22 protein-coding genes are annotated in these 20439 nt (G+C 59.5%); 15 read left to right on the top strand and 7 right to left on the bottom strand.

Going from position 1 to position 20439, the window contains the following annotated elements; all coding sequences use genetic code 11:
• Positions 1-30 precede the first annotated feature (30 nt).
• Both BKD70_RS16190 and BKD70_RS16185 read right to left on the bottom strand, forming a co-directional pair.
• Complete coding sequence (locus BKD70_RS16190) at positions 31-2535, bottom strand: ABC transporter permease (RefSeq protein WP_047274155.1); 2505 nt, start codon at positions 2533-2535, stop codon at positions 31-33.
• Positions 2535-3218, bottom strand: coding sequence for an ABC transporter ATP-binding protein (locus tag BKD70_RS16185; protein WP_047274157.1), 684 nt, complete (start codon positions 3216-3218; stop codon positions 2535-2537). The genes BKD70_RS16190 and BKD70_RS16185 overlap by 1 nt, the downstream gene beginning before the upstream one ends.
• A gap of 10 nt (positions 3219-3228) precedes the next feature.
• Here BKD70_RS16185 and BKD70_RS16180 point away from each other — a divergent pair, with 10 nt between their 5' ends.
• The 3 genes from BKD70_RS16180 to BKD70_RS16170 all read left to right on the top strand — a co-directional run bounded on the left by BKD70_RS16180 (position 3229) and on the right by BKD70_RS16170 (position 5351).
• On the top strand, positions 3229-3834 hold the full coding sequence (locus BKD70_RS16180; protein ID WP_047274159.1) for an arylesterase: 606 nt from the start codon (positions 3229-3231) through the stop codon (positions 3832-3834).
• A 58-nt stretch (positions 3835-3892) separates the two neighbouring features.
• On the top strand, positions 3893-4186 hold the full coding sequence (locus BKD70_RS16175) for a hypothetical protein (protein ID WP_003446817.1): 294 nt from the start codon (positions 3893-3895) through the stop codon (positions 4184-4186).
• A gap of 109 nt (positions 4187-4295) precedes the next feature.
• A complete protein-coding gene (locus tag BKD70_RS16170) occupies positions 4296-5351 on the top strand; it encodes a L,D-transpeptidase family protein (protein ID WP_047274164.1) in 1056 nt (351 codons plus the stop codon).
• A 124-nt stretch (positions 5352-5475) separates the two neighbouring features.
• Here BKD70_RS16170 and oprI read toward each other — a convergent pair whose 3' ends face one another.
• Entirely contained in the window at positions 5476-5727 is a 252-nt protein-coding gene (oprI, locus tag BKD70_RS16165) for an outer membrane lipoprotei OprI (protein WP_003172710.1), read from the bottom strand.
• A 482-nt stretch (positions 5728-6209) separates the two neighbouring features.
• Between oprI and BKD70_RS16160 the strand changes: the two genes are divergently transcribed.
• The 3 genes from BKD70_RS16160 to ppk2 all read left to right on the top strand — a co-directional run bounded on the left by BKD70_RS16160 (position 6210) and on the right by ppk2 (position 8504).
• Positions 6210-6491, top strand: coding sequence for a GNAT family N-acetyltransferase (locus tag BKD70_RS16160; protein WP_047274167.1), 282 nt, complete (start codon positions 6210-6212; stop codon positions 6489-6491).
• A gap of 161 nt (positions 6492-6652) precedes the next feature.
• Entirely contained in the window at positions 6653-7159 is a 507-nt protein-coding gene (locus BKD70_RS16155) for a macro domain-containing protein (protein ID WP_047274168.1), read from the top strand.
• A 175-nt stretch (positions 7160-7334) separates the two neighbouring features.
• On the top strand, positions 7335-8504 hold the full coding sequence (ppk2, locus tag BKD70_RS16150; RefSeq protein ID WP_047274170.1) for a polyphosphate kinase 2: 1170 nt from the start codon (positions 7335-7337) through the stop codon (positions 8502-8504).
• A 58-nt stretch (positions 8505-8562) separates the two neighbouring features.
• Here the strand turns inward: ppk2 and BKD70_RS16145 are convergent, their stop codons facing one another.
• Together BKD70_RS16145 and BKD70_RS16140 are read right to left on the bottom strand one after the other, a co-directional pair.
• Positions 8563-9639 carry a 3-deoxy-7-phosphoheptulonate synthase gene (locus tag BKD70_RS16145; RefSeq protein WP_047274545.1) on the bottom strand — a complete coding sequence of 359 codons (1077 nt, stop codon included), beginning with the start codon at positions 9637-9639 and terminating at the stop codon, positions 8563-8565.
• 131 nt (positions 9640-9770) lie between these two features.
• A complete protein-coding gene (locus BKD70_RS16140) occupies positions 9771-10217 on the bottom strand; it encodes a PilZ domain-containing protein (RefSeq protein WP_047274172.1) in 447 nt (148 codons plus the stop codon).
• Between BKD70_RS16140 and BKD70_RS16135 the strand changes: the two genes are divergently transcribed.
• The 5 genes from BKD70_RS16135 (at position 10216) to BKD70_RS16115 (ending at position 14750) form a co-directional block, all read left to right on the top strand.
• A complete protein-coding gene (locus tag BKD70_RS16135; protein ID WP_047274174.1) occupies positions 10216-10602 on the top strand; it encodes a co-chaperone YbbN in 387 nt (128 codons plus the stop codon). The genes BKD70_RS16140 and BKD70_RS16135 overlap by 2 nt on opposite strands.
• Before the next feature lie 40 nt (positions 10603-10642).
• Complete coding sequence (locus BKD70_RS16130) at positions 10643-11560, top strand: 5'-nucleotidase (protein WP_047274176.1); 918 nt, start codon at positions 10643-10645, stop codon at positions 11558-11560.
• Positions 11561-11643: 83 nt separating this feature from the next.
• The gene (locus BKD70_RS16125) at positions 11644-12144 is read left to right on the top strand and encodes a universal stress protein (RefSeq protein WP_047274178.1); all 501 of its coding nucleotides are present in this window, start codon (positions 11644-11646) and stop codon (positions 12142-12144) included.
• Positions 12145-12258: 114 nt separating this feature from the next.
• The gene (gene cysB, locus BKD70_RS16120; RefSeq protein WP_047274180.1) at positions 12259-13233 is read left to right on the top strand and encodes an HTH-type transcriptional regulator CysB; all 975 of its coding nucleotides are present in this window, start codon (positions 12259-12261) and stop codon (positions 13231-13233) included.
• Between the two features lie 164 nt (positions 13234-13397).
• Positions 13398-14750: a hypothetical protein gene (locus BKD70_RS16115; protein ID WP_047274182.1), complete on the top strand. Its 1353-nt coding sequence runs from the start codon at positions 13398-13400 to the stop codon at positions 14748-14750.
• A gap of 17 nt (positions 14751-14767) precedes the next feature.
• Here the strand turns inward: BKD70_RS16115 and BKD70_RS16110 are convergent, their stop codons facing one another.
• On the bottom strand, positions 14768-15904 hold the full coding sequence (locus tag BKD70_RS16110) for a catalase family protein (RefSeq protein ID WP_047274184.1): 1137 nt from the start codon (positions 15902-15904) through the stop codon (positions 14768-14770).
• A gap of 40 nt (positions 15905-15944) precedes the next feature.
• The gene (locus BKD70_RS16105) at positions 15945-17759 is read right to left on the bottom strand and encodes a di-heme-cytochrome C peroxidase (RefSeq protein ID WP_047274186.1); all 1815 of its coding nucleotides are present in this window, start codon (positions 17757-17759) and stop codon (positions 15945-15947) included.
• Between the two features lie 266 nt (positions 17760-18025).
• On the opposite strand from BKD70_RS16105, the gene BKD70_RS16100 reads away from it, so the two are divergent.
• The 4 genes from BKD70_RS16100 to BKD70_RS16085 all read left to right on the top strand — a co-directional run bounded on the left by BKD70_RS16100 (position 18026) and on the right by BKD70_RS16085 (position 20338).
• Positions 18026-18763 carry an FKBP-type peptidyl-prolyl cis-trans isomerase gene (locus BKD70_RS16100; protein ID WP_047274188.1) on the top strand — a complete coding sequence of 246 codons (738 nt, stop codon included), beginning with the start codon at positions 18026-18028 and terminating at the stop codon, positions 18761-18763.
• A gap of 415 nt (positions 18764-19178) precedes the next feature.
• The gene (locus BKD70_RS16095) at positions 19179-19517 is read left to right on the top strand and encodes a helix-turn-helix domain-containing protein (protein WP_047274190.1); all 339 of its coding nucleotides are present in this window, start codon (positions 19179-19181) and stop codon (positions 19515-19517) included.
• Positions 19514-19882 carry a hypothetical protein gene (locus BKD70_RS16090; RefSeq protein ID WP_047274192.1) on the top strand — a complete coding sequence of 123 codons (369 nt, stop codon included), beginning with the start codon at positions 19514-19516 and terminating at the stop codon, positions 19880-19882. The genes BKD70_RS16095 and BKD70_RS16090 overlap by 4 nt, the downstream gene beginning before the upstream one ends.
• A complete protein-coding gene (locus tag BKD70_RS16085; RefSeq protein ID WP_047274193.1) occupies positions 19883-20338 on the top strand; it encodes a tetratricopeptide repeat protein in 456 nt (151 codons plus the stop codon).
• The last annotated feature ends 101 nt before the right edge of the window (positions 20339-20439 follow it).

Below are 20439 nucleotides of genomic sequence, written 5' to 3'. Positions count from 1 at the left end.
AATCCATTGGCAGAGAAGGCGGCGAGTCTATCAGCCCTCGCGCAGCACTGTCAGGGGGCTGGTATTGAGCGCTTTGCGTGTGCCGAAGACACCGGCCGCCCCTACCATCAATGCCCCCGCGACCGGCAACAGCAACAGCCACGGGTGAGGATGCCAGGGCAGGTCAAACGCGAAGCGGTACAGCACCAGGCTGACCAGTTCGGCGCCGATCGCAGCGAGCAGACCGCTGGTTGCACCGAGCAGGCCGAACTCGATCCGCCGGGCCTTGATCAACAGTGCGCGCCGGGCCCCCAGTGCCCGGAGCAAGGCCCCTTGGCGGATGCGTTCATCCAAGGTGGATTGCAGGCCGGAAAACAGCACGGCCATACCGGCCGCGAGGACAAACAGCAGCACGTATTCGACGGCAATGGTGACCTGCGCCAGGATGCTGCGCAGTTGGGCCAGCAAGGCTTCGATGGGCAAAATCGTCACGGCCGGAAAACGGCGGGACAGCTCGATGATTTCCCGGTCATGGCCCGGCGCCAGATAGAAGCTGGTGAGGTAGGTGGCGGGCAAGTCCTGCAAGGTGCCGGGCTGGAAGATCATGAAGAAGTTGGGTTGGAAATTGTCCCAGTTGATGCTGCGCAGGCTGGTGACTTGCGCTTCACGTCGCGCCCCGCCGACGCTGAAGGTCAGGTGGTCGCCCAGTTTGAGTTTCAGGCTTTGGGCCACTTTGGCCTCGACCGAAACGCCGGGAATGCCGTCGCCGGGGTCTTGCGTCCACCATTGGCCCGCCGTCAACTCATTGCCCGCTGGCAGGTTGGCGGCCCAGGTCAGGCTCAAGTCGCGTTGAATGGCTTTGTCGCCGCTTGAGTCCTTGCTGACGAGCCCTTGCACGGCTTGGCCGTTGATGCTGATCAGACGGCCCGGCACTACCGGATACAGGGGCGCTGCCGTGGCCTGCAGTTGCATCAACCGCGTGCCAAAGGCTTCTTTGTCAGCGGGCAGGATGTTCAGGGCAAAGTAATTGGGCGCATCTTTGGGCAGTTGGTTCTGCCAGGTGTCGAGCAGCTCTGTGCGCAACAGGGCAATCAGCGCCATCGACAGCAAGATCAAGCCGAACGCCAAGGCTTGGCCGGCGGCGGCCAGGGGATGGCGCAGCAGTTGTCCCAGGCCCAGACGCCACGGCAGTGAGGCGCCAGCCAACAGGCGACGCAGGCTTTGCAGGGCCAACAGCAACAGGCCGCCCAAGCCCAGCGCAGCCAGCACACCGCCACCCAGCAGGGCGAAGGTGAGCACCAGATCAAGGCTCATGCGCCACATGATTAACCCCAGGGCGAGCAGGGCAGCGCCATAGACGCTCCAGGTACTGGCGGGTATCGGCAACAGGTCGCGCCGCAATACCCGCAGCGGCGGTACCCGGCCCAGAGCTGCCAGCGGCGGCAGGGCGAAACCGGCCAGCGCCACCAGCCCGGTGCCCATGCCGGCGAACGCAGGCATCAGACCGCCTGGTGGGACGTCGGACGGCAGCAGGTCATGCAGCAGCGCGAACAGGCCGAGTTGGGCGAGCCAGCCCAGCAAGGCGCCCACCACGCTGGCCAGCAGCCCTAGTACGGTCAATTGCAGGGCAAACAGCCACAAGGTTTCGCGACGCGACAACCCCAGGCAGCGCAGCAGCGCGCTGGCATCGAAGCGGCGATTGGCAAAACGCGTGGCGGACAGTGCCACGGCCACGCCCGCCAGTAACACCGCTACCAGGCTGGCCATGTTCAGGTAGCGCTCGGCTTTGCCCAGTGCGCCGCCTATTTGCTGGTTGCCGTCGCGGGCGTCCAGCAGGCGTTGATTGGCGTCAAGGCCGGGCTGGATGACTTGCCGGTAGGACGCCAGCGCGGGCGCTTCGCCGCGCCACAGTTCACGGAAATTGACCCGGCTTCCGGGCTGTACGATGCCGGTCGCAGCCAGGTCATCCAGGTTGATCAGTACCCGTGGGGTCAGGCTGTAAAGATTGCCGGCCCGGTCGGGTTCGTAGGTCAGGACACGGGTAATGCGCAGCGTTTTTGAACCCACGTCGATCGGGTCACCGACCTTCAGGTCCAGCGCTGTCAGCAGGCGTGATTCGGCCCAGGCCTCGCCCGGTTCAGGGCCGCCGCCGGGCTGCTCTTGGGCGTAGGGTTGGGCAGCGCTTTTCAGTTCGCCGCGCAGGGGATAGGCATCGTCTGCGGCCTTGATGCTGGACAGTTGAATGCCGTTGTCGGTGGCAATCACGCTGGAGAACTCCACGACCCGCGCATGCTTGAGGCCCAGTTCCTTGCCGAAACGAACCTGTTCGTCCCGCGCGGGGGAGGTGCCATCGAGGACCAGGTCGGCGCCCAGGAATTCAGTGGCACGCAGCAGCATGGCGCCGTTCAGGCGTGCGCCGAAATAACCGATGGCGGTACTTGCCGCCACCGCCACCAGCAGGGCGAAGAACAGTACGCGTAATTCTCCGGCACGTGCATCGCGCAGCAATTGGCGTACGGCGAGGCTCCACAGGCGTAACAGTGGCATGCGTGCCATCAAGGCTCCAGAGGGCCGACCAGATGGCCAGCTTCAAGGCGGATCAGGCGCCGGCAGCGGTGTGCCAGGCGTTCGTCATGGGTCACCAGCACCAGCGTGGTGCCGCGCTCTTGATTGAGCTCAAAGAGTAAATCGGTGATGCGCTCACCCGTGTGACTGTCCAGGTTGCCGGTGGGTTCATCAGCGAACAACACGTCGGGCTCGGCCGCGAAAGCCCGGGCGATGGCCACGCGTTGCTGTTCACCCCCGGACAATTGACGCGGGGAATGGCTCAGGCGCTGCCCCAACCCGACGCGCTCCAACAGGTGCCGCGCGTGATCGCGCGCGTCTGTGCGGCCCTCCAGCTCCATCGGCAACATGACGTTTTCCAGTGCATTGAGGCTGTCGAGCAATTGAAAGGACTGGAATACAAAACCGACGTGTTCGGCACGAACCCTGGCGCGCTGGTCTTCATCCAGCGTGCTCAGGGCGTGCCCGGCGAGGATGACTTCGCCTGCGCTGGGCAGGTCGAGCCCGGCCAGTAATCCCAGCAGGGTCGACTTGCCTGAGCCGGATGCGCCGACGATGGCCAGGCTGTCGCCTTGACGCAGTTCAAGGCTCAGCGGGTGAAGGATGGTTAACTCGCCTTCCGCGCTGGGTACCACTTTGCTAAGGTTCTGCGCGGTGAGAATACGTTCGCCCATGGAGAATCCGATGCGTGTGTGGTTTGTAAGTGCTGCTCTGGCCCTGATGTGTATGGCGCAGAACGCAGCGGCGGGAACAATCTTGATCGTCGGCGATAGTATCAGCGCGGGTTTCGGCCTGGATACCCGGCTGGGCTGGGTGTCCTTGCTTGAGCAGCGACTTGAACGCGAAGGTCATGACGACCGGGTGGTCAATGCGTCGATCAGTGGTGACACCAGTGCGGGCGGGCAGGCCCGGTTGCCCGCACTGCTTACAGAGCATAAACCGGATGTGGTGATTGTCGAATTGGGCGGCAACGACGGGTTGCGCGGTCAGCCGCCTGCGCAATTGCAACAAAATCTTGCCGCGATGATCGATGCGGCCAAAACCGCCGGCGCTAAAGTGCTGCTGTTGGGGATGCAGTTGCCGCCCAATTATGGCGTGCGCTATACCGAGGCGTTTGCCCGTGTTTACACGCAGCTGGCTGACGAAAAACAGATCGCGCTGGTGCCGTTTTTCCTTGAGGGCGTAGGGGGGCATCCCGAGCTGATGCAGGCTGATGGCTTGCACCCTGCAGCCGCTGGACAGAAGCGCCTGCTGGATAATGTGTGGCCTGCGCTAAAACCGTTGCTTTGATGCTTTTCTAGTCGCAGCGTTTCGGCTAAGGTGGCGCCCCCCCGATTTGGAGCCCCCGATGTCGCGTCCTGCCTGGTCTTTATATGCCTATCAACTGATCGAGCCCGATGAACAGCTCGATTTGTTCGCCTGCCAGGAGGTACGGGTGCATCTGGTGACGCGTCAATTGGAGCTGGGAGGCACCATTGACCGTACGTTGTGCGGCTCGTTGCTGCCTGCGCAGCCGCGTTGGTCGGACGTCACGCGCAAGGTGTTTCAGGACCACCGCCTCTGCCCGCTGTGCCGCGCAATCATTGAATCGCAGCGCCGCGGCACCGAGCCGATCTGGCCCGAATTGCGCTTTGAACTATGATCTACCTCGTCTGACTGTTTTGGCGAGGTACGCCGCCTCCTGAACCCGGCAGGCTGCGTGTACACTTTCCCCCTTTTGTCCCCCGTTGATTATGCGAAGGATGTTCCGGATGTTGTCGCGCCTACCTGCCGTCACCCGTTGTCTGTCAGTTGCCGCACTGTGTGTGGCAGGCCCTGTTGCTGCTCTTGAGTTTCCGTTGCCACCGCCCGGTGAAGACGTGGTGGGGCAGGTACAGGTCATCAAGGGCCGCTACGAAGACTCCTTCGCAGACTTGGGCAATGAGCATGAGCTGGGCTATTCGGAGATGATCGCGGCCAACCCCGGCATCGATGCCTGGCTACCGGTCAAAAAGCACCCCGATGGCACGCTGGTAGACACCGACATCGTGTTGCCAACCCAGTTCATCCTGCCACCCGGCAAGCGGGAAGGGATCGTGATCAACCTGGCCGAATACCGGTTGTATTACTTCCCCAAAGGTCAAAACAAGGTGTACACCTTTCCGCTGGGGATTGGTCGTGAGGGCTGGGGGTCGCCGTTGGGCCAGACCCGAATCACCGCCAAGACGCCGAACCCGACCTGGACGCCCCCTGCGTCGATCAAGGCTGAACATGCCCGCAATGGTGATCCGCTGCCCAATGTGGTGCCCGCGGGCCCGGACAACCCTCTGGGGCCTTTCAAGTTCACGCTGGGCATGCCGGGTTACCTGATCCATGGTTCCAATGCCAAGTTCGGTATTGGCACGGGCACGAGCCACGGCTGTTTCCGCATGCTGAACAAGAACGTCTTGCAAATGTCGCAGTTGGTGCCTGTGGGGACGCCCGTTCGCATTATCAACGAGCCTTACAAGATGGGCGTAAGTGGCGGCAAGGTGTATCTCGAAGTGCACGAGCCTTTGAACGTCAAAGACGGATCCCTGCTCGCCAAGAGCGACAAGTCGCATCTGACTCAAGAAGACAAAGAACAAAAGTGGGCTGGTTTCATGAACTTCGTGCTCAAGCACAAAGCACTGGAAAACAGCATTCAGATCGACAAGGAAAAAGCGTTCCCGGTGGTCGTGGCAGAAACGGGAATACCGGCTGAGATCGGAATCAGCACCGCTGTCGTACCGCAAGTGCCTGGTGTGCTCGAAGTGCCAGAAGGGCAATCGCTCGATTACGTGCAGTAATCGATCTGTTTAAAAGCCGCCGCAGTCACTGACTGCGGCGGCTTTTTAATGCCTGTTGAAAATACCTCAGGCAAAAAAAACCGACCCATAAAATGGGTCGGTTGGTAACAGCCCCGAAGGACTATTACTTGCGGCTTGCTTTTTCAAGCATGCGCAGAGCACGTTCGTTTGCTTCATCAGCAGTCTGTTGTGCTTTTTGAGCAGCAGCCAGCGCTTCGTCAGCTTTACGGTAGGCTTCGTCAGCACGAGCCTGGGAACGTGCTGCTGCATCTTCAGTTGCAGTCAGACGGGCTTCAGTTTCTTTAGATACGCTGCTGCAACCGGTAGCCAGAACTGCGGCCAATGCCAGAGCAGAGAATTTCAGAACGTTGTTCATCGTGTTCCCCTTCAAGGACTTTCTAATTGAAGCTGCTCCTTCAACATGAGGAAACAGCCGGCGTACATACTACCCATTACTTGTAGTAAGTAAACTGACCTAGCGCAAGAACCAAAAAAAATAATTGGTAATGACTGGCCATGGGCTAGCTTTAACAGATTGTGCTTGTAAAACAGTCGGTTTGACGCACTAAGCACATCGCCCTATTTGGGGACAGGTCATCAGGTTTCAAGTGACTTTAGTGCCGGAGTCTCGTCATAGCTTCCACATTGCGCAAAATGTTCAATGGTCTGGCATGAGGCTGGGCGACAGATGCTCCGGTCACGTCGCGTGCACCGAGCGTTTATGCCGAGTTTGACTACTCTTTACACAGGCTGGCGTCTTGCTATTGCGTGAGGCCCAAGCCGGGTGCCCAGTGGTTCCCTCGGCCGACAAACAACAGTAAGGTAGGGGTCACGGTTCAAGACCCGCGAGGAGTAATGATGAGCGAGGCGTTATCCATCCACCATGACCAGGCAGGTCACCAGTTTGAGACCACTGTCGACGGTCATCGTGCTTACCTGACCTACATGGATCTGGGAAAGCAGACTCTGGATATCTACCGCACCTTTGTTCCGAACGCCCTGCGTGGCCGCGGAATTGCCGCTGCATTGACCGAAGAAGCCCTCGATTACGCCGAGAAGATGGGCTATGACGTGATTCCTTCATGCTCTTACGTCGAGCGTTACATGGAGCGCCACAAGCGCGCTCAAGCCAAACTCTGACCCTTTACTGTGCTCCGTCTGCCCGTCCAGGGCGTTGCCCGACGCCGCTCTTGCCGCTATTGACCTGAATCAACGTGATCACTGACCCCCTCGCTTAGTCTGGAATCAGGCGGGGGCGGCGCGTTGCCGAGCCCGGGTTAATGACTGTGGAGAGAACGCATATGATCCGTGAAGTCGAAGGCGACATTTTACTGAGTCAAGCGCAGGTGATTGCTCACGGCATTGCGCCTCAGGATCCTTTCGATACCGGCCTGGCGCTGGCTCTGCGCGAGCGTTGGCCATCCTTGGTGGCGGATTATCGTCACGCCGCCCACAGCAAGGCCCCACAGCCCGGTGAAATCTGGTGCTGGTCAGGGGTTGATGACAAGGGCGCAGTGCGCAGCATTGTGAACCTGTTGACTCAGGATTCGTTGCATACCGGTCATGCGGCCAAGCCCGGCAAGGCAACCCTGAAAAACGTAGGGCATGCTTTGCGCGAACTGGCCCGGTATGTGGCTGACGAACACATTAAAAGTGTGGCGCTACCGCGGCTGGCCACGGGCGTCGGTGGGCTGGAATGGCACGACGTCAAGCCATTGGTTGAAAAGCACCTGGGCGAACTCAACGCTGATGTCATCGTGTATGAGGTGTATCGCAAGGGTGTGAAAGCGGACGAGCAACTGGGTTAGATCTGCCGCACCCCCGTATAAAACGCACCCCCTTGCACCCCGCGAGTCCTACGTTCTCGCGGGGTGTCTGCGTTTGCTGCGAGGGTGATCGAGGGGGTTTTGATCTGTGTCTAGGCGGTCGGGCGACAGATGCTGTATTTATTTGAATCATCCGCCGTTCATTTAAGGAAATCTCATGACCGATGTGGTCACTCGCACTGCCTCCGTAAAGCCCGCAGCCAAAAAAGCGGCACGTACCTCCCGCCCACGCCGCACACAGTCCGGTGATGTCGCACCGACGCAAAGCCCTGCGCAACTTCAGCGGCATGTCGTCGAAGACAAAATTCAGTCGCGCCAGGCGGCCACCAGTGCGGCGGTCAAAGACATCCTGCAGCAGATTCCGCAGGGCGATACACAGGGCCTTATCCAGACCTTGGGCACCTTGATGTCGGGCATGTCTCCCGACGATGCGGTGGTGTTGCGCAACGCATTGCTCAGCCAGGAAAGCGAGTCGGTTTTCCACCAGCGTCCCCTGCACCCGGACGATCAATTGGCACCGGACTGGCGCAAAGGCAACTACCCCTACAAGAACCTGATGTCGCGACGCAACTACGAGCGCGAGAAATATCGCCTGCAAGTTGAACTGCTCAAGCTACAGGCGTGGGTCAAGGAAACCGGTCAGAAGGTCGTCATTCTGTTCGAAGGGCGAGATGCGGCGGGCAAGGGCGGATCGATCAAGCGCTTTATGGAGCACCTCAACCCACGGGGTGCGCGGATTGTCGCCCTGGAAAAACCCAGCGAAGTGGAACGCGGCCAGTGGTATTTCCAGCGCTATGTTCAGCATTTGCCCACAGCCGGCGAAATCGTGATGTTTGACCGGAGCTGGTACAACCGCGCGGGTGTTGAGCGCGTGATGGGCTTCTGTTCGGACGATGAATACCTTGAGTTCATGCGTCAGACCCCGGATTTCGAGCGCATGCTAGTGCGCAGTAACGTTCACCTGATCAAGTTCTGGTTTTCGGTCAGCCGCGACGAGCAACGTCGACGCTTCAAGGAGCGCGAGAAACATCCGCTCAAGCACTGGAAACTCAGCCCGATCGATCTGGCGTCGCTGGACAAGTGGGACGACTACACCAAGGCCAAGGAAGGCATGTTCTCCTACACCGATACCTCGGATGCGCCCTGGACGGTGATCAAGTCCAATTGCAAGAAACGCGCGCGGCTGAGCGCCATGCGCTATGTGCTGCACAAGCTGCCGTATGCCGACAAGGATTTGAAAGGTATCGGGGCGCTCGATCCTTTGATCGTGGGGCGCGCCAACGTGGTGTATGAGCGCGGCGAACGCCGGGCTTCGATTCCGCTGTAGCGCTGTAAAACCCCCTGCAGGAGCGGGCGCGCTCCTGCAGGTTCAACCGTGGCTGTGCTTAGCCGCGAGCACGGTTTGGCAGTACATCCTTAAGCTTGGCCCGCATGCTGCGCAGGGTGCTCTCGGTGCTTGCCCAGTCGATGCACGCATCGGTAATCGACACGCCGTACTGCAAGTCTTCGAGGTTTTTAGGAATGGCCTGGCAGCCCCAGTTCAGATGGCTTTCGACCATCAGGCCGATAATCGACTGATTGCCTTCGGCGATCTGGTTGGCCACGTTTTCCATGACCAGTGGCTGCAAGGCCGGGTCTTTGTTGGAGTTGGCGTGGCTGCAATCGACCATGATGTTCGGGCGGATGTTCGCTTTGTTCAGCGCCTGCTCGCACAAGGCGACACTCACTGAATCGTAGTTCGGCTTGCCGTTGCCGCCGCGCAGCACGACGTGGCCGTACGCGTTGCCTTTGGTGGTGACAATCGAGACACCGCCTTCCTGGTTGATGCCCAAGAAGCGGTGCGGGCTGGAAACCGACTGCAACGCGTTGATCGCTACCGTCAGGCCGCCATCGGTGCCGTTCTTGAAACCGACGGCCGAAGACAGGCCCGAAGCCATCTCGCGGTGGGTTTGCGATTCGGTGGTGCGCGCACCAATGGCCGACCAGCTGATCAGGTCTTGCAGGTACTGCGGGGAGATCGGGTCCAGCGCTTCAGTTGCGGTCGGCAGGCCCATTTCAGCCAGGTCCAGCAGCAGTTTGCGCCCGATGTGCAGACCGTCTTCGATCTTGAACGAGTCATCCAGGTACGGGTCGTTGATCAGGCCTTTCCAGCCGACGGTGGTGCGTGGCTTTTCAAAGTACACCCGCATGACCAGGTACAGCGTATCGCTGACTTCAGCGGCGAGGGCCTTGAGGCGCTCGGCGTATTCGTGGGCAGCCTTGATATCGTGGATCGAGCAAGGCCCGATGACAACGAACAGTCGATGGTCTTTGCCATCCAGGATGTTGCGAATCACCTCACGGCCCTTGGTCACAGTCTGCAAGGCAGTTTCACGCAGAGGCATCTCGCGCTTGAGCTGTTCAGGTGTGATCAGGGTTTCGTTGGAGGCAACGTTTAGGTCGTCGATCGGTAAATCAGCCATCGTGTTACTCGTCAGGTCACGGGTGCCGGCCGCCAGCGATCCCCGTGCGGCGGAGCACAGCATGATTGAGCGCAACGGGGAGCCGAACCTTAACGCGTAAAGCGGTTATCCGACAATGGGCACACGCAGGTTTAATCCAGTGCTGGTTGAGCCAGCGCGCGCTCCACGGTGGCTTGGGAGAAGTCCACGGCGTTCAGGCTGATCCATTCCAGCGCCAGCGCTTGCAGGTTGTCCACCTGCGGGTTTTGTAGTCGCTGCAAGCGGTAAAAGTGTTCGATTTGGCACACCTGTTCGCCCATGCGGGCACCAAACAGTGTTTGGGCATCGGTGAAGGCAATGCCCACGCGGTAGCCCTGTTCACGTTTTTCACACCACGCGATATAGCCTTGGTAATGCGCATCCTCGCCCAGGGTGGGCATGTGAATGTCAACGGCCGCTCCACGCTTCCAGCCTCGGTCGCTGTTGCATGAAACGCCGCCAAGGCTGATAGAGTGCAGCTTGTGGCGTGAAAGGGCGGGGTGTTTGCGGGGCGTAATCTCAGCGGGGATATCATCTGGGTGAGGTAAAAAACGACCCATGAACGCACACTCCAAGTGCCAGCACTTTGATATTGTTTGCCTCAGTATAGTGGGTGAAATGGAACTGACAGATTTTGATGCGGACCAGCACCTGCTGGCGCTGCCCGGTACATCGCTGGTGATCTTCTCCAGCGTCGGGTGTTCGAGCTGCCGTGTCGCCCGGCACAGGCTGCCTGCGATGACGTTGCCTATTGACCGGCTGTGCTGGATCGATGCGGGTGACAACGGCGGGTTGGTGCAGCGTTATGGGATTTTCCATTTGCCGACCCTGCTGGTGGTGCGTGACGGCCAGTTTTATGGCGAGTTGAAATCGCGTTTGAGTGAAGGCGAGCTGGCGCATCACATCCGGCTGGCCTTGATGACGGAACCGGACGAACTGCCTTGACCCGGTCGTCCACCCCCCATGCACTGCCAGCGGAGGCGACATGAGTAAAGGCTTGAAAGGCAAGTTGGTGCTGGCGATCTCGTCTCGCGCCCTGTTCGATCTGAGTGCGAGCCATGAGGTGTATCTGGCCCACGGTATTGAGGCGTATCGCCAGTACCAGATTGAACACGAAGATGAAGTGCTGGCGCCGGGGGATGCTTTTCCGCTGGTGCAAAAGTTACTGAGCTTCAACGCCACCCTCGGCCGTGAGCGGGTAGAGGTGGTGCTGGTCTCGCGCAACAGTGCCGATACAGGCTTGAGGGTCTTCAATTCGATCCAGCATTACGGGCTGGGGATTTCACGAGCGGCCTTCTCCGGGGGACGTAACCCGCATCCTTATCTCAATGCCTTTGGCTGCGACCTGTTTTTATCGACCCACGCCGACGATGTCCGCAGTGCGCTGGATGCCGGTTTTGCGGCCGCGACGATCCTGTCCGGAGGCACGCGGCGGGCTGAAAACAAAGAACTGCGCATAGCGTTCGACGGTGATGCGGTGCTGTTTTCCGACGAAGCCGAGCGCGTGTATCAGTCGGGCGGCATTGAAGCGTTTCAATCCCTGGAGCGTGAATCGGCGCGCAGCCCCTTGCGCGGCGGTCCTTTCAAAGGGTTCCTGGAGGCGCTGAACCTGTTGCAGCGTGAGTTCCCGGACGACGCCTGCCCGATTCGTACCGCACTGGTGACGGCGCGTTCGGCACCCGCCCATGAGCGAGTGATTCGCACCCTGCGTGACTGGGATATCCGGCTGGATGAGTCGCTGTTTCTGGGCGGCCTGGACAAGTCGGCCTTTCTCGAAGCGTTCGCGGCCGACGTGTTTTTCGACGATCAGGCCGGTCACTGCGAGCGCGCCCGCCAAGTCGTAGCAACCGGGCATGTGCCCCACGGTATCAGCAACGAACGGCAGGATTTGCCTGCCGACTGACAGCACGGTGATAGCCCTCGCACTTCCCTTGGCGCTGCTAAGCTGAATCCATCTCGGCCACTCATTGAGTCGGGGGAGGTCGCATGATTCGCTCGATACTGTTTGCCAATGACCTCGGTATTTATGCGCCACTGGTGATGCAGCACGCCTTGGGGCTGGCGCGTACCTTCCGTGCGGACTTGTATGTGGTGCATGCCGTGGAGCCGATGGGGCTGTTCGCGGAGTCGGTGTTGCAGAGTTATCTCGATGAAGAGACGTTCAGTGCGCTGCACCAGCAGGGCATGAGCACCATGCTGTCGAACATTGAGGGACGGGTGTTACAAAGCCTGCGCGATGAGCTGGGTGAAGGCGGGCAGGAACTGGCCCTGATTCGCTCGGTCAAGGTGATTCAGGGCGAGCCTGCGCACGTGATTTTGCAGCAGTCCGACAGCCTGGCGGTTGACCTGTTGATCCTCGGCAGTCATGGCCAGCCTTCGGGCGGGCTCAGCCACCTGGGACGCACGGCGGCGCGGGTGATTGAGCTGGCACGCATGCCGGTGTACCTGGTGCCGCTGCTGCAGCGCCGTCGTCGCACGGAGGTTTAAGATGCTTGCAGGCTTGATAACGATAAAAAAGTTCTAGATTTCTTCTTCTGACCTTCCATATAGTTATATACCGCCGCCGATACCCTTGGCGTCTAATTGCTTTGAGGGATGCATATGAAGCTTCAACAATTGCGCTACATCTGGGAAGTGGCGCACCACGACCTCAACGTTTCCGCCACTGCGCAGAGCCTTTACACCTCACAGCCGGGTATCAGCAAACAGATCCGCTTGCTTGAAGACGAATTGGGCGTCGAAGTGTTTGCCCGCAGCGGCAAACACCTGACCCGCGTCACGCCGGCCGGCGAGCGCATTATCACCACGGCCGGCGAGATCCTGCGCAAGGTCGAAAGCATCAAGCAAATCGCTCAGGAATTCTCCAACGAGAAAAAAGGCACCCTGTCGATTGCGACCACCCACACCCAGGCGCGTTATGCCTTGCCGCCTGTTATCAGCAACTTCATCAAGCAATACCCGGACGTGTCCTTGCACATGCATCAGGGCTCGCCGATGCAGATTGCCGAGATGGCAGCCGATGGCACCGTTGATTTCGCCATTGCCACCGAAGCCCTCGAACTGTTCGGCGACCTGGTGATGATGCCGTGCTATCGCTGGAACCGTTGCGTCGTGGTGCCCCAAGGGCATCCGCTGACCAAATTGCCCAAGCTGACCCTTGAAGCGCTGGCCGAATACCCGATCGTGACCTACGTGTTTGGCTTCACCGGCCGCTCGAAGCTCGACGAGGCGTTCAGCCATCGAGGCCTTACACCGAAAGTGGTGTTCACGGCCGCCGACGCCGACGTCATCAAAACCTATGTGCGACTCGGGCTGGGGGTTGGCATCGTGGCCAAGATGGCCGTCGACACCACCCTTGATAAAGATTTGGTGGTCCTGGATGCCAGCGAGCTGTTCGAGTCGAGCATTACCAAAATCGGTTTCCGTCGGGGCACGTTCTTGCGCGGTTTTATGTGCGACTTCATCGAAAAATTCGCCCCGCACCTGACCCGCGAAGTGATGGCCAAAGCGATCCAGTGCCATAACAAGCAAGAACTTGAAGACCTGTTCGAAGGCGTCGAATTGCCTGTTCACTGAGGCTCGATACCTGCCCCGGCAAGCGGGGTGCGTATTAAGGGGGCGTTTGCCGGGTAGTAGCCCTGTAACGCCCTGGCACCGGGAATGACCTTGACACTGTTGCGTGATGGCCCGTTGAACCAAGTCGGCTCAACCCCCCCCCACGCGACCTCAAGGACCCCCTAATGGACGACTCCACCCTCGACACCCCCCGCCCTTACTCAACGCTTGTTCCCACCCTGAGTCCTGCGTTTATCAGCGCAGACGATGCAGCGGTGTATGCCCACGATTTAATTGGCAATCAACGCGAAGAGGAATTCGGCGGCTTTATTTTGAGCAAAGACCATCAGTACTTTGCCACCATCCCACAGAGCAGTGAGGGCACTCTGTTCCGGCCCGCAGACGTGCTGTCGCTGGGAGCAAACGGCGATATTTTGCCGCCTGAAGGCTATGCCATTGAAGGGCTTTATCACTCACACACTGTTTTCGCGCACCCGCTGAACCTCAGTGATGAAGAGCGAGCCCTGCAAGACAACTTCTTCTCCATGATGGATCTGCGCACGGCCATTTCATTTCGCCACAATTACGGGCGTTTCTACTTATCCAATCCCGATGGCAGCCTGCTGTGCTACGTCTCCAGCGATTCGCAGCTGGAGCGCGCCTTGATGCCTGTGTTCAGGTTGGTCCATCCGGGCCCGCCAGGGCACCTTGAACAATCAGATGCCGAGAATGTGCTGCTGCCGAGCGATTTTTTGGCGATGGTGTATCTGGCCGGGGAATTGAGTGTGGTATGCCCCGGTATTTTCTGGCGTCGACGCGCTCGCATTACCGGCGATTGGCGAACCGGCCAGGTCATCGACACGCAGGTTGATGACCGGCCGCCCCTGTGCGGGCCGATCGCGGCAACGGCTAATGCCGCCGCCAGACTGGCTCATGCCCAGATGCTTAAAGGTGCAAGGGTTCAACGGGTGGGTTTTATTCTCAAGCACACGGAGCACGCGCGTTTTGTCTGCACACGCCCTCACATTGCCGCTTTCGAACGATACGACCGCCCGGACGCCTACGGCAGAGAGCGCTCAGGTGCGCCTCTATTGCCTGCGGGCTATCAGGTGGTGGCGGTGTATCACTCGGCTGATAACGCTGGCGTGCCTGTGCCGGCCAGCCAGCGCTTACTCATGAACAACTGTTTTTCGCCGGATAACGTGTGCATGGGTTTTTGGCTGATGCAAAACGCGATTGGCCACAAAATCTATTTTTCGGCGCCCCAAGGGGCATTGTTGTCGTATCGCCAGTTGTCAGAAGGTATCGACCGCGCGTTGATTGCCAGCGTGACCCGGCGCGAGGGTGAAGTCAGCGACTTCGAGCATTTGCTCAGCCTCGGTGTGCTGAGTGCCGCTGATTATGTCCGGCATGTGGCCCAGGGGGCCGTGTTGGAGGTGTTGGTGACTGACACGGTGTGGACACGCAAAGGTCGGGTGACCGAGCGCTGGCAGCCCTTTGTGGTGCTCACGGAACAGGGGCAAGACCCGTCTGCCTGAGACGGGCCTGTAGGTCATTATTGTTCGGCGTTGCGCGAGTGACGGTATTCACTGACCGACTCATACACGGCCTTGCGCAACCGATTGATGCCACCAATAGGCCGATGCGCCTCGATCCCGTGCCAGGGGTTGAAGGACAGGTTGTCGCACGTCAGGTTCTGGCGCGGGGTGTCAAAGTCCTGAGCGGGTACGTTGATGCGCGCGACGGTCTCGAACGGTGCATCGGACGTTTGCCACTCGATGCTGGTGTCTTCAATCGGCATGTAGCGATTGGCGTTCTGGCGCTGGATTTGCAACACGAAACAGGCCGGTACACGGTCAGTCGACAGTTGCCGGGTCAGCGCCTGGCGCAAGAAATTGGGCAGCGCCTGGTTCTGCTCGGGCAGCGTGTAGGCCGGGCACCGCTCAGGGTCGGGGGCTACCCGGAACTTGGCGTTCACGCTGCCAAACTTGTAAGGCGAGACCGAAAAATAGGTGGTCTGCGTCGGGCTGGCCGGTGCCGGTGACAACGTCGCCAAGGCAATGAACAAATGGCGAACTTGCCAGTCCTTGGGGTTCCACGACGGGAAGAACGCCATGACCTTTTTGCCGTCAGCCTGCGCCCCGATGTTTTGTCGGTACTCGGCCACATCACTGACGAAGAAGTTGGGATGGTTGAACATCACAAAATCCTGTTCGGTGCGGCCTTGTTGGCTGGGCATCAGTTGAGCGCCCGGGACGTCCAGCAGTTTGATGGCCATCCCCCGGGCATCGCGAATGCTGTCAAATTGCGGGTAGGCATTGCCGTTGGACAGGCGCATCACGGCGTGCCAGGTCTTGCCCGGTTCGGCGAAGACACCCTGACGCAAGGCCGGATTCAGGTCGCTCAACACCTCAACCTCGGCGTTGACGCAACCATGTGCCTTGGCGTGAGCATCGCGCAGGTAACGGGTGTTTTCCCGGTGCTGATCGACAATTTTGAGGGCGGTCTGAATCGTATCCCGGGTCATCGCGGCTTCGCCGGTCGGGATTTCCTCTTGCGTGGACACCGGCCCGCGGTGTTGCCAGGCATACCAGCCGCTGGCCAATGCCCAGCCGATCAACCCCAGCGCTATCAGTGCCAGTAGCAGCTTGCCCAGCCATGAGCCCAAGCGCATCCAAAGAGTGGTCAGCATGCAAAGATCCTTTCAGTTACCGTGCGTTGGAATGGCCTTTTCACAGTGCGGGCACCTGTTGTTCGAGCGGGCTGCCGAGGACTTTCAGGTACTCCAGCAAGGCCCAGCGCTCTTCAGGTTGCAGCAAGCGCCCGATGACCCCATTGCCCCGCGGCCCGGCCCGAAACTCATGGCCGCTGTTGTGGTTGCCGCTGATGCGGGTGTCCAGCACAAAGCCCCCGTCAAAGGCTTCAGTGCGATAACCCAGATGGCGTGGATCGTACTCAAACGTGCCGCGGTAAAACGTTTCGTCGCGCTCGGACTGAGGCGACAGCAATTGATACAGCGTGGGCACCGAGCCGTTGTGCAAATACGGCGCTGTGGCCCAGATCCCGTCCAGCGGCCGCGCCTTGTATGCGCGCACTTCCTGCACGGCAATCGGCAGCCCGTAACCATTGAGGCGATCCTGTTCCTGCGGGCTGATCCCGGCGGCGGCGTACGCATGCTTTTCAACAAAGGCGGTGATGTACGCCAGCCCCTTGGCAACGGACAGTTGATGCAAGTCCAGCGGTTCATCGCTGTGGGGGAACAGCGTCACGTTCATCTTCGCCAACTCGGCCGGATCCCATTGCAGGGCACTGACGTCATAGCGGTTATCGGCGATGTTATTGGCGGTATTGGGGTCCGTGCCGATCACGTCCAATGCGATGACCGTCAGCTGTTGCACGCGGCGGCCTGCTTCGTCCTTGACCTGCGGCACGTGGCAACCGGCGCAGTTTTCCGTGAACAGGGCGCGCCCTTTGGCGGCCAGCGGGCGGTCGATCTGGCCGAAGAGTGCTTCAGGCCACACGGGCGGTTTGAGCTTTTGCAGGGTTTCTTCGATCAGGTGCAAGTCATGCACCCGCACACTGGAGGGGTAGCGCGCATCCCCTTGCAAAGGCTGGCCGTGGCTGTCGAAAAAGTTCAGGGTGGCGCCGACACCCAGGGCCTCACCGATGTTGCGTGCCATGGGTTGCTTGGCCGATGCGGTCCACTGCACCCAGTCGAATGTCCACATGTCCCACAGGTGCGGGTAATCGACCGGCGCATTGGCGACGCGGTAGTTGTCAGGGGAAATCGCGTCGCCAAAACTGGCATTGGCAATGCGGCCGAAGGCGTCGGTACGGCCGGGGCCTTCCAGGGTGGGGTAGAGGCCGCGATGGGTGTCATTCCAGGCCACGGCGAGGAAAGTGTCCAGCGCGGTTTTGAATTCGCGGCGCAACTGTTTGTGCTGCGCTTGATAGTCATCGCCCAGCACGGCGTGGGCGAACCGCTCGAATTTCCACGGGTTGTAATAGGTGGCGGCCAGGCTGGCCACCAAGGCCTGGCCGAAGCTGCCACCGCGCAGGGTCGGCACGCTTGAAGGCAGCACGTGCTGGGCCGGGGCGCCATCCACGCGCAGGGCTTGCCCTTGATAACGCAATTCGCCGGTGTGGCAGGCGGCGCAGGTGATGTCGAGGTACTCAACCGTGCTGCCGGGATTGCTGTGACGGGTAAACCCCACAGGCAAATTGCCGGGGTTGGCAGCACTGGCTTTTTGTTGCGGGTCGACCAGAAAGCCGAAGCGCGCCAAGTACTCGGGCGCGGCAAAAGGTTGCTGCGAAAACGGCAACTCCAACGCGCTGAACCAGTTGTAGCGCAAGCCTTTCACTTGAGTGCCTTGGGGCGTGTAGTAATAAGTCTGGCGGTCTGCCGGGCTCCATTGATCCAGATAATGCAGCTGCTGCGGTGCCTGATAGGCCGGTAAGTGGGGATGGGCGGTGAAATAGACCACCACGGCAATCAACCCCGCCACGGCCGCCAGCAGGATTAGCAGAACACGGTAAAACAGACGCACTGTCACGCTCCTTGTCAATTTTTTACCGTCTTATGCCTTACAGAGTGGCTGGCATCAAGTAGCCATTAGTTCCTGCTGAAAATTAGGCGTCCTCCTTGACAGACCGTCTTAAGTGTTTACAAAAGTTGCAGCGATTATGAATTGTCTTTTAGGCGTGAACTTCTGATCGTTTTGTGGCTCTCATGCCGGTAGCCATTGGTCGCGGCCGCCTGATAAGCTCGCGGCTTTATTCGATTGCCCATTTGGCGCATGAACAAGGAAATAGCATGAAACAGCATCGGTTGGCGGCAGCTGTGGCTCTGGTAGGCCTGGTACTGGCGGGTTGCGATTCGCAGACCAGCGTAGAGCTGAAAACTCCGGCACAAAAAGCTTCTTATGGCATCGGCCTGAACATGGGCAAAAGCCTGGCTCAAGAAGGCATGGATGATCTGGATTCCAAAGCCGTCGCCCTGGGCATCGAAGATGCCGTTGGCAAGAAAGAGCAAAAACTTAAAGATGACGAGCTGATCGAAGCCTTCTCTGCACTGCAAAAGCGTGCTGAAGAGCGTCTGACCAAAATGAGCGAAGAAGCCTCGGCAGCTGGCAAAAAATTCCTCGAAGAAAATGGCAAGAAAGCCGGTGTCACCACCACCGCTTCTGGCCTGCAATACGAAGTGATCAAGAAAGCCGATGGCCCACAGCCAAAAGCGACCGACGTGGTGACGGTTCACTACGAAGGCAAACTGATCGACGGCAAAGTGTTCGACAGCTCGGTTGAGCGTGGCAGCCCGATTGATCTGCCAGTGAGCGGCGTGATTCCGGGTTGGGTTGAAGGCCTGCAACTGATGCACGTTGGCGAGAAGTACAAACTCTACATTCCTAGCGAACTGGCTTACGGCGCGCAGAGCCCAAGCCCGGCCATTCCAGCCAACTCGGTGCTGGTGTTCGACCTGGAACTGCTGGGTATCAAAGACCCGGCCAGCGCTGATCAGGAAGTTGCCCCGCAAGCACCTGCCAGCAAGTAAGCGAGTTGCAACACATAGCGCCCCGTCTCGACGGGGCGTTTTCGTTTCTGTAGTTCATTTCCTACGCTCTGTTTGACCTCTGATCGGAACATCCCCAAAGCGCTGTGTGCGGGTTGCTAGTGCCACTCGGCTGCCAAGTCAATGAATTTATGGGTTTTTTTATGTGTGTAAAAAATGCCCGATCTGAGCGCAGCCCTTATGGAACGGGGCTTTCAGGGATCAAAATCAGCTCTGTTCACAAGGTTATCCACAATTTGTGTGGATAACATTTGCAGCGCCTCGCACCGTTTTCCTCGCCCGTCGTAGGTTTATCTGACCTCACATCAAAAACCCCCAAGACCTTAGCGGCTGTTAGGATTAAGCTTCTAGGGAAAGTTCCGACTCGATTTATTTAAAAGTCTGACGGGGTTTAGTAATGGATCTTCAAATTATCAAGCGCAACGGGGAACCCGAATACGCGGTTCTGTCATGGGAAAGCTATCAGGCACTGCTCAAGGCTGCGGGTATGAGCCAGCAGCCAGCACCCGCCGAGGCGCCAGCCGCGCCTGTTCCTGAGCACACGCTGCCAGGGCTTGATCAACTGCGAAGCTTGCGGGAAGCAAAAGGCCTGGCGCTCGACACGCTGGCGCGCACGGTCGGTATCAGCCCGTCTTACCTGAGCATGATCGAACGGGGTGAGCGCACGCCGGACAGCGCCATCAGCCGCAGCCTTGGCTGGGAGTTGGGGATCACCGGCTGGAGGGACGCGTCATGAGCGTACGCATCAGTCGTCAACACTGGGACGCCTTGCTGGCAGAACTCGATCAGGCCCGCCGCCAGCGGCACCTGGTGACCTATCGAGCGTTGCTGGAACGTTTGCAATTGCCCAGCCCGGCCATGCTGACCCTGACCGCCGCACTTGAGCATCTGGCCGCGCTGGACACCAAAGCGGAACAGCCGATGCGCAGTTCATTGGTCATCAGCCAGGGGGCGAGCCGTTTGCCCCGTACCGGTTTTTTCGAATGCGCAGAGCGGCTCGGCCGTTTCAGCGGACCACCTGACGGTATCGCAGCTGCTTCCTGGCATGCCGCTGAAGTGGTTCGGGTCTTTGAGCATGTTTACGAACATGAGGAAGCCTGAGTGATGTGGCGACTCAAGGCGCGCTTCAGCTACTGGCTGGCGCGCAAGTTGTTTCACTGGCGCTGGTGTGTTCGCCAGCCACGTTTATGGCGCTGGATGGAAGGCCAGTTCGCGCGCATGGCCAACCTGGGTGATACCGATGCCCAGAGCTTCTACGGGCACATCCTGGCGTTTCGCGGGCAAGGGCTGGGGGCCAAGGAGGAGGGCGTGCGCCTGTTGCGCCTGGCGGGTCTGGCGGGCGATGGCAAGGCCGCGTACCAAGTGGGTGTGTTCAGCCTCGCGGGAAGTGTGACCAAAGCCCCTGACGCTGCTGAAGCCGTTCGCTGGTGGACAATGGCGGTCAAGGCAGGCCACCCGCTGGCGCCGATCAAACTGGCGGCGCTGTATGAGCAAGGTGCTGCGGGGGTGCAAGCCGATCCCGAGCAGGCTCAGCATTATCGGGCCGGGTTGCGTTAAGCTCCCGACGTGACAAAAAAAGGGCGGACCGCTTTGCGCGGCCCGCCCTTTTTTAGGTCAGTGAACAACACGGCTGTTCCCGATCAAACGCCCGTGCCGGG

Source organism: Pseudomonas sp. BS-2016 (genome assembly GCF_001806145.1).
Classification (GTDB): Bacteria; Pseudomonadota; Gammaproteobacteria; order Pseudomonadales; family Pseudomonadaceae; genus Aquipseudomonas; species Aquipseudomonas lundensis.
The sequence above is the reverse complement of the archived record's forward strand: the minus strand, read 5'-3'. Positions and strand labels throughout refer to the sequence as shown.

Bases quoted from the DNA above. Each gene is read 5' to 3' on its own strand.
- BKD70_RS16190 (WP_047274155.1), bottom strand. From the start codon at position 2,535: ATGGCACGCATGCCACTGTTACGCCTGTGGAGCCTCGCCGTACGCCAA.
- BKD70_RS16185 (WP_047274157.1), bottom strand. From the start codon at position 3,218: ATGGGCGAACGTATTCTCACCGCGCAGAACCTTAGCAAAGTGGTACCC.
- BKD70_RS16180 (WP_047274159.1), top strand. From the start codon at position 3,229: ATGCGTGTGTGGTTTGTAAGTGCTGCTCTGGCCCTGATGTGTATGGCG.
- BKD70_RS16175 (WP_003446817.1), top strand. From the start codon at position 3,893: ATGTCGCGTCCTGCCTGGTCTTTATATGCCTATCAACTGATCGAGCCC.
- BKD70_RS16170 (WP_047274164.1), top strand. From the start codon at position 4,296: ATGTTGTCGCGCCTACCTGCCGTCACCCGTTGTCTGTCAGTTGCCGCA.
- oprI (WP_003172710.1), bottom strand. From the start codon at position 5,727: ATGAACAACGTTCTGAAATTCTCTGCTCTGGCATTGGCCGCAGTTCTG.
- BKD70_RS16160 (WP_047274167.1), top strand. From the start codon at position 6,210: ATGAGCGAGGCGTTATCCATCCACCATGACCAGGCAGGTCACCAGTTT.
- BKD70_RS16155 (WP_047274168.1), top strand. From the start codon at position 6,653: ATGATCCGTGAAGTCGAAGGCGACATTTTACTGAGTCAAGCGCAGGTG.
- ppk2 (WP_047274170.1), top strand. From the start codon at position 7,335: ATGACCGATGTGGTCACTCGCACTGCCTCCGTAAAGCCCGCAGCCAAA.
- BKD70_RS16145 (WP_047274545.1), bottom strand. From the start codon at position 9,639: ATGGCTGATTTACCGATCGACGACCTAAACGTTGCCTCCAACGAAACC.
- BKD70_RS16135 (WP_047274174.1), top strand. From the start codon at position 10,216: ATGAACGCACACTCCAAGTGCCAGCACTTTGATATTGTTTGCCTCAGT.
- BKD70_RS16140 (WP_047274172.1), bottom strand. From the start codon at position 10,217: ATGGGTCGTTTTTTACCTCACCCAGATGATATCCCCGCTGAGATTACG.
- BKD70_RS16130 (WP_047274176.1), top strand. From the start codon at position 10,643: ATGAGTAAAGGCTTGAAAGGCAAGTTGGTGCTGGCGATCTCGTCTCGC.
- BKD70_RS16125 (WP_047274178.1), top strand. From the start codon at position 11,644: ATGATTCGCTCGATACTGTTTGCCAATGACCTCGGTATTTATGCGCCA.
- cysB (WP_047274180.1), top strand. From the start codon at position 12,259: ATGAAGCTTCAACAATTGCGCTACATCTGGGAAGTGGCGCACCACGAC.
- BKD70_RS16115 (WP_047274182.1), top strand. From the start codon at position 13,398: ATGGACGACTCCACCCTCGACACCCCCCGCCCTTACTCAACGCTTGTT.
- BKD70_RS16110 (WP_047274184.1), bottom strand. From the start codon at position 15,904: ATGCTGACCACTCTTTGGATGCGCTTGGGCTCATGGCTGGGCAAGCTG.
- BKD70_RS16100 (WP_047274188.1), top strand. From the start codon at position 18,026: ATGAAACAGCATCGGTTGGCGGCAGCTGTGGCTCTGGTAGGCCTGGTA.
- BKD70_RS16095 (WP_047274190.1), top strand. From the start codon at position 19,179: ATGGATCTTCAAATTATCAAGCGCAACGGGGAACCCGAATACGCGGTT.
- BKD70_RS16090 (WP_047274192.1), top strand. From the start codon at position 19,514: ATGAGCGTACGCATCAGTCGTCAACACTGGGACGCCTTGCTGGCAGAA.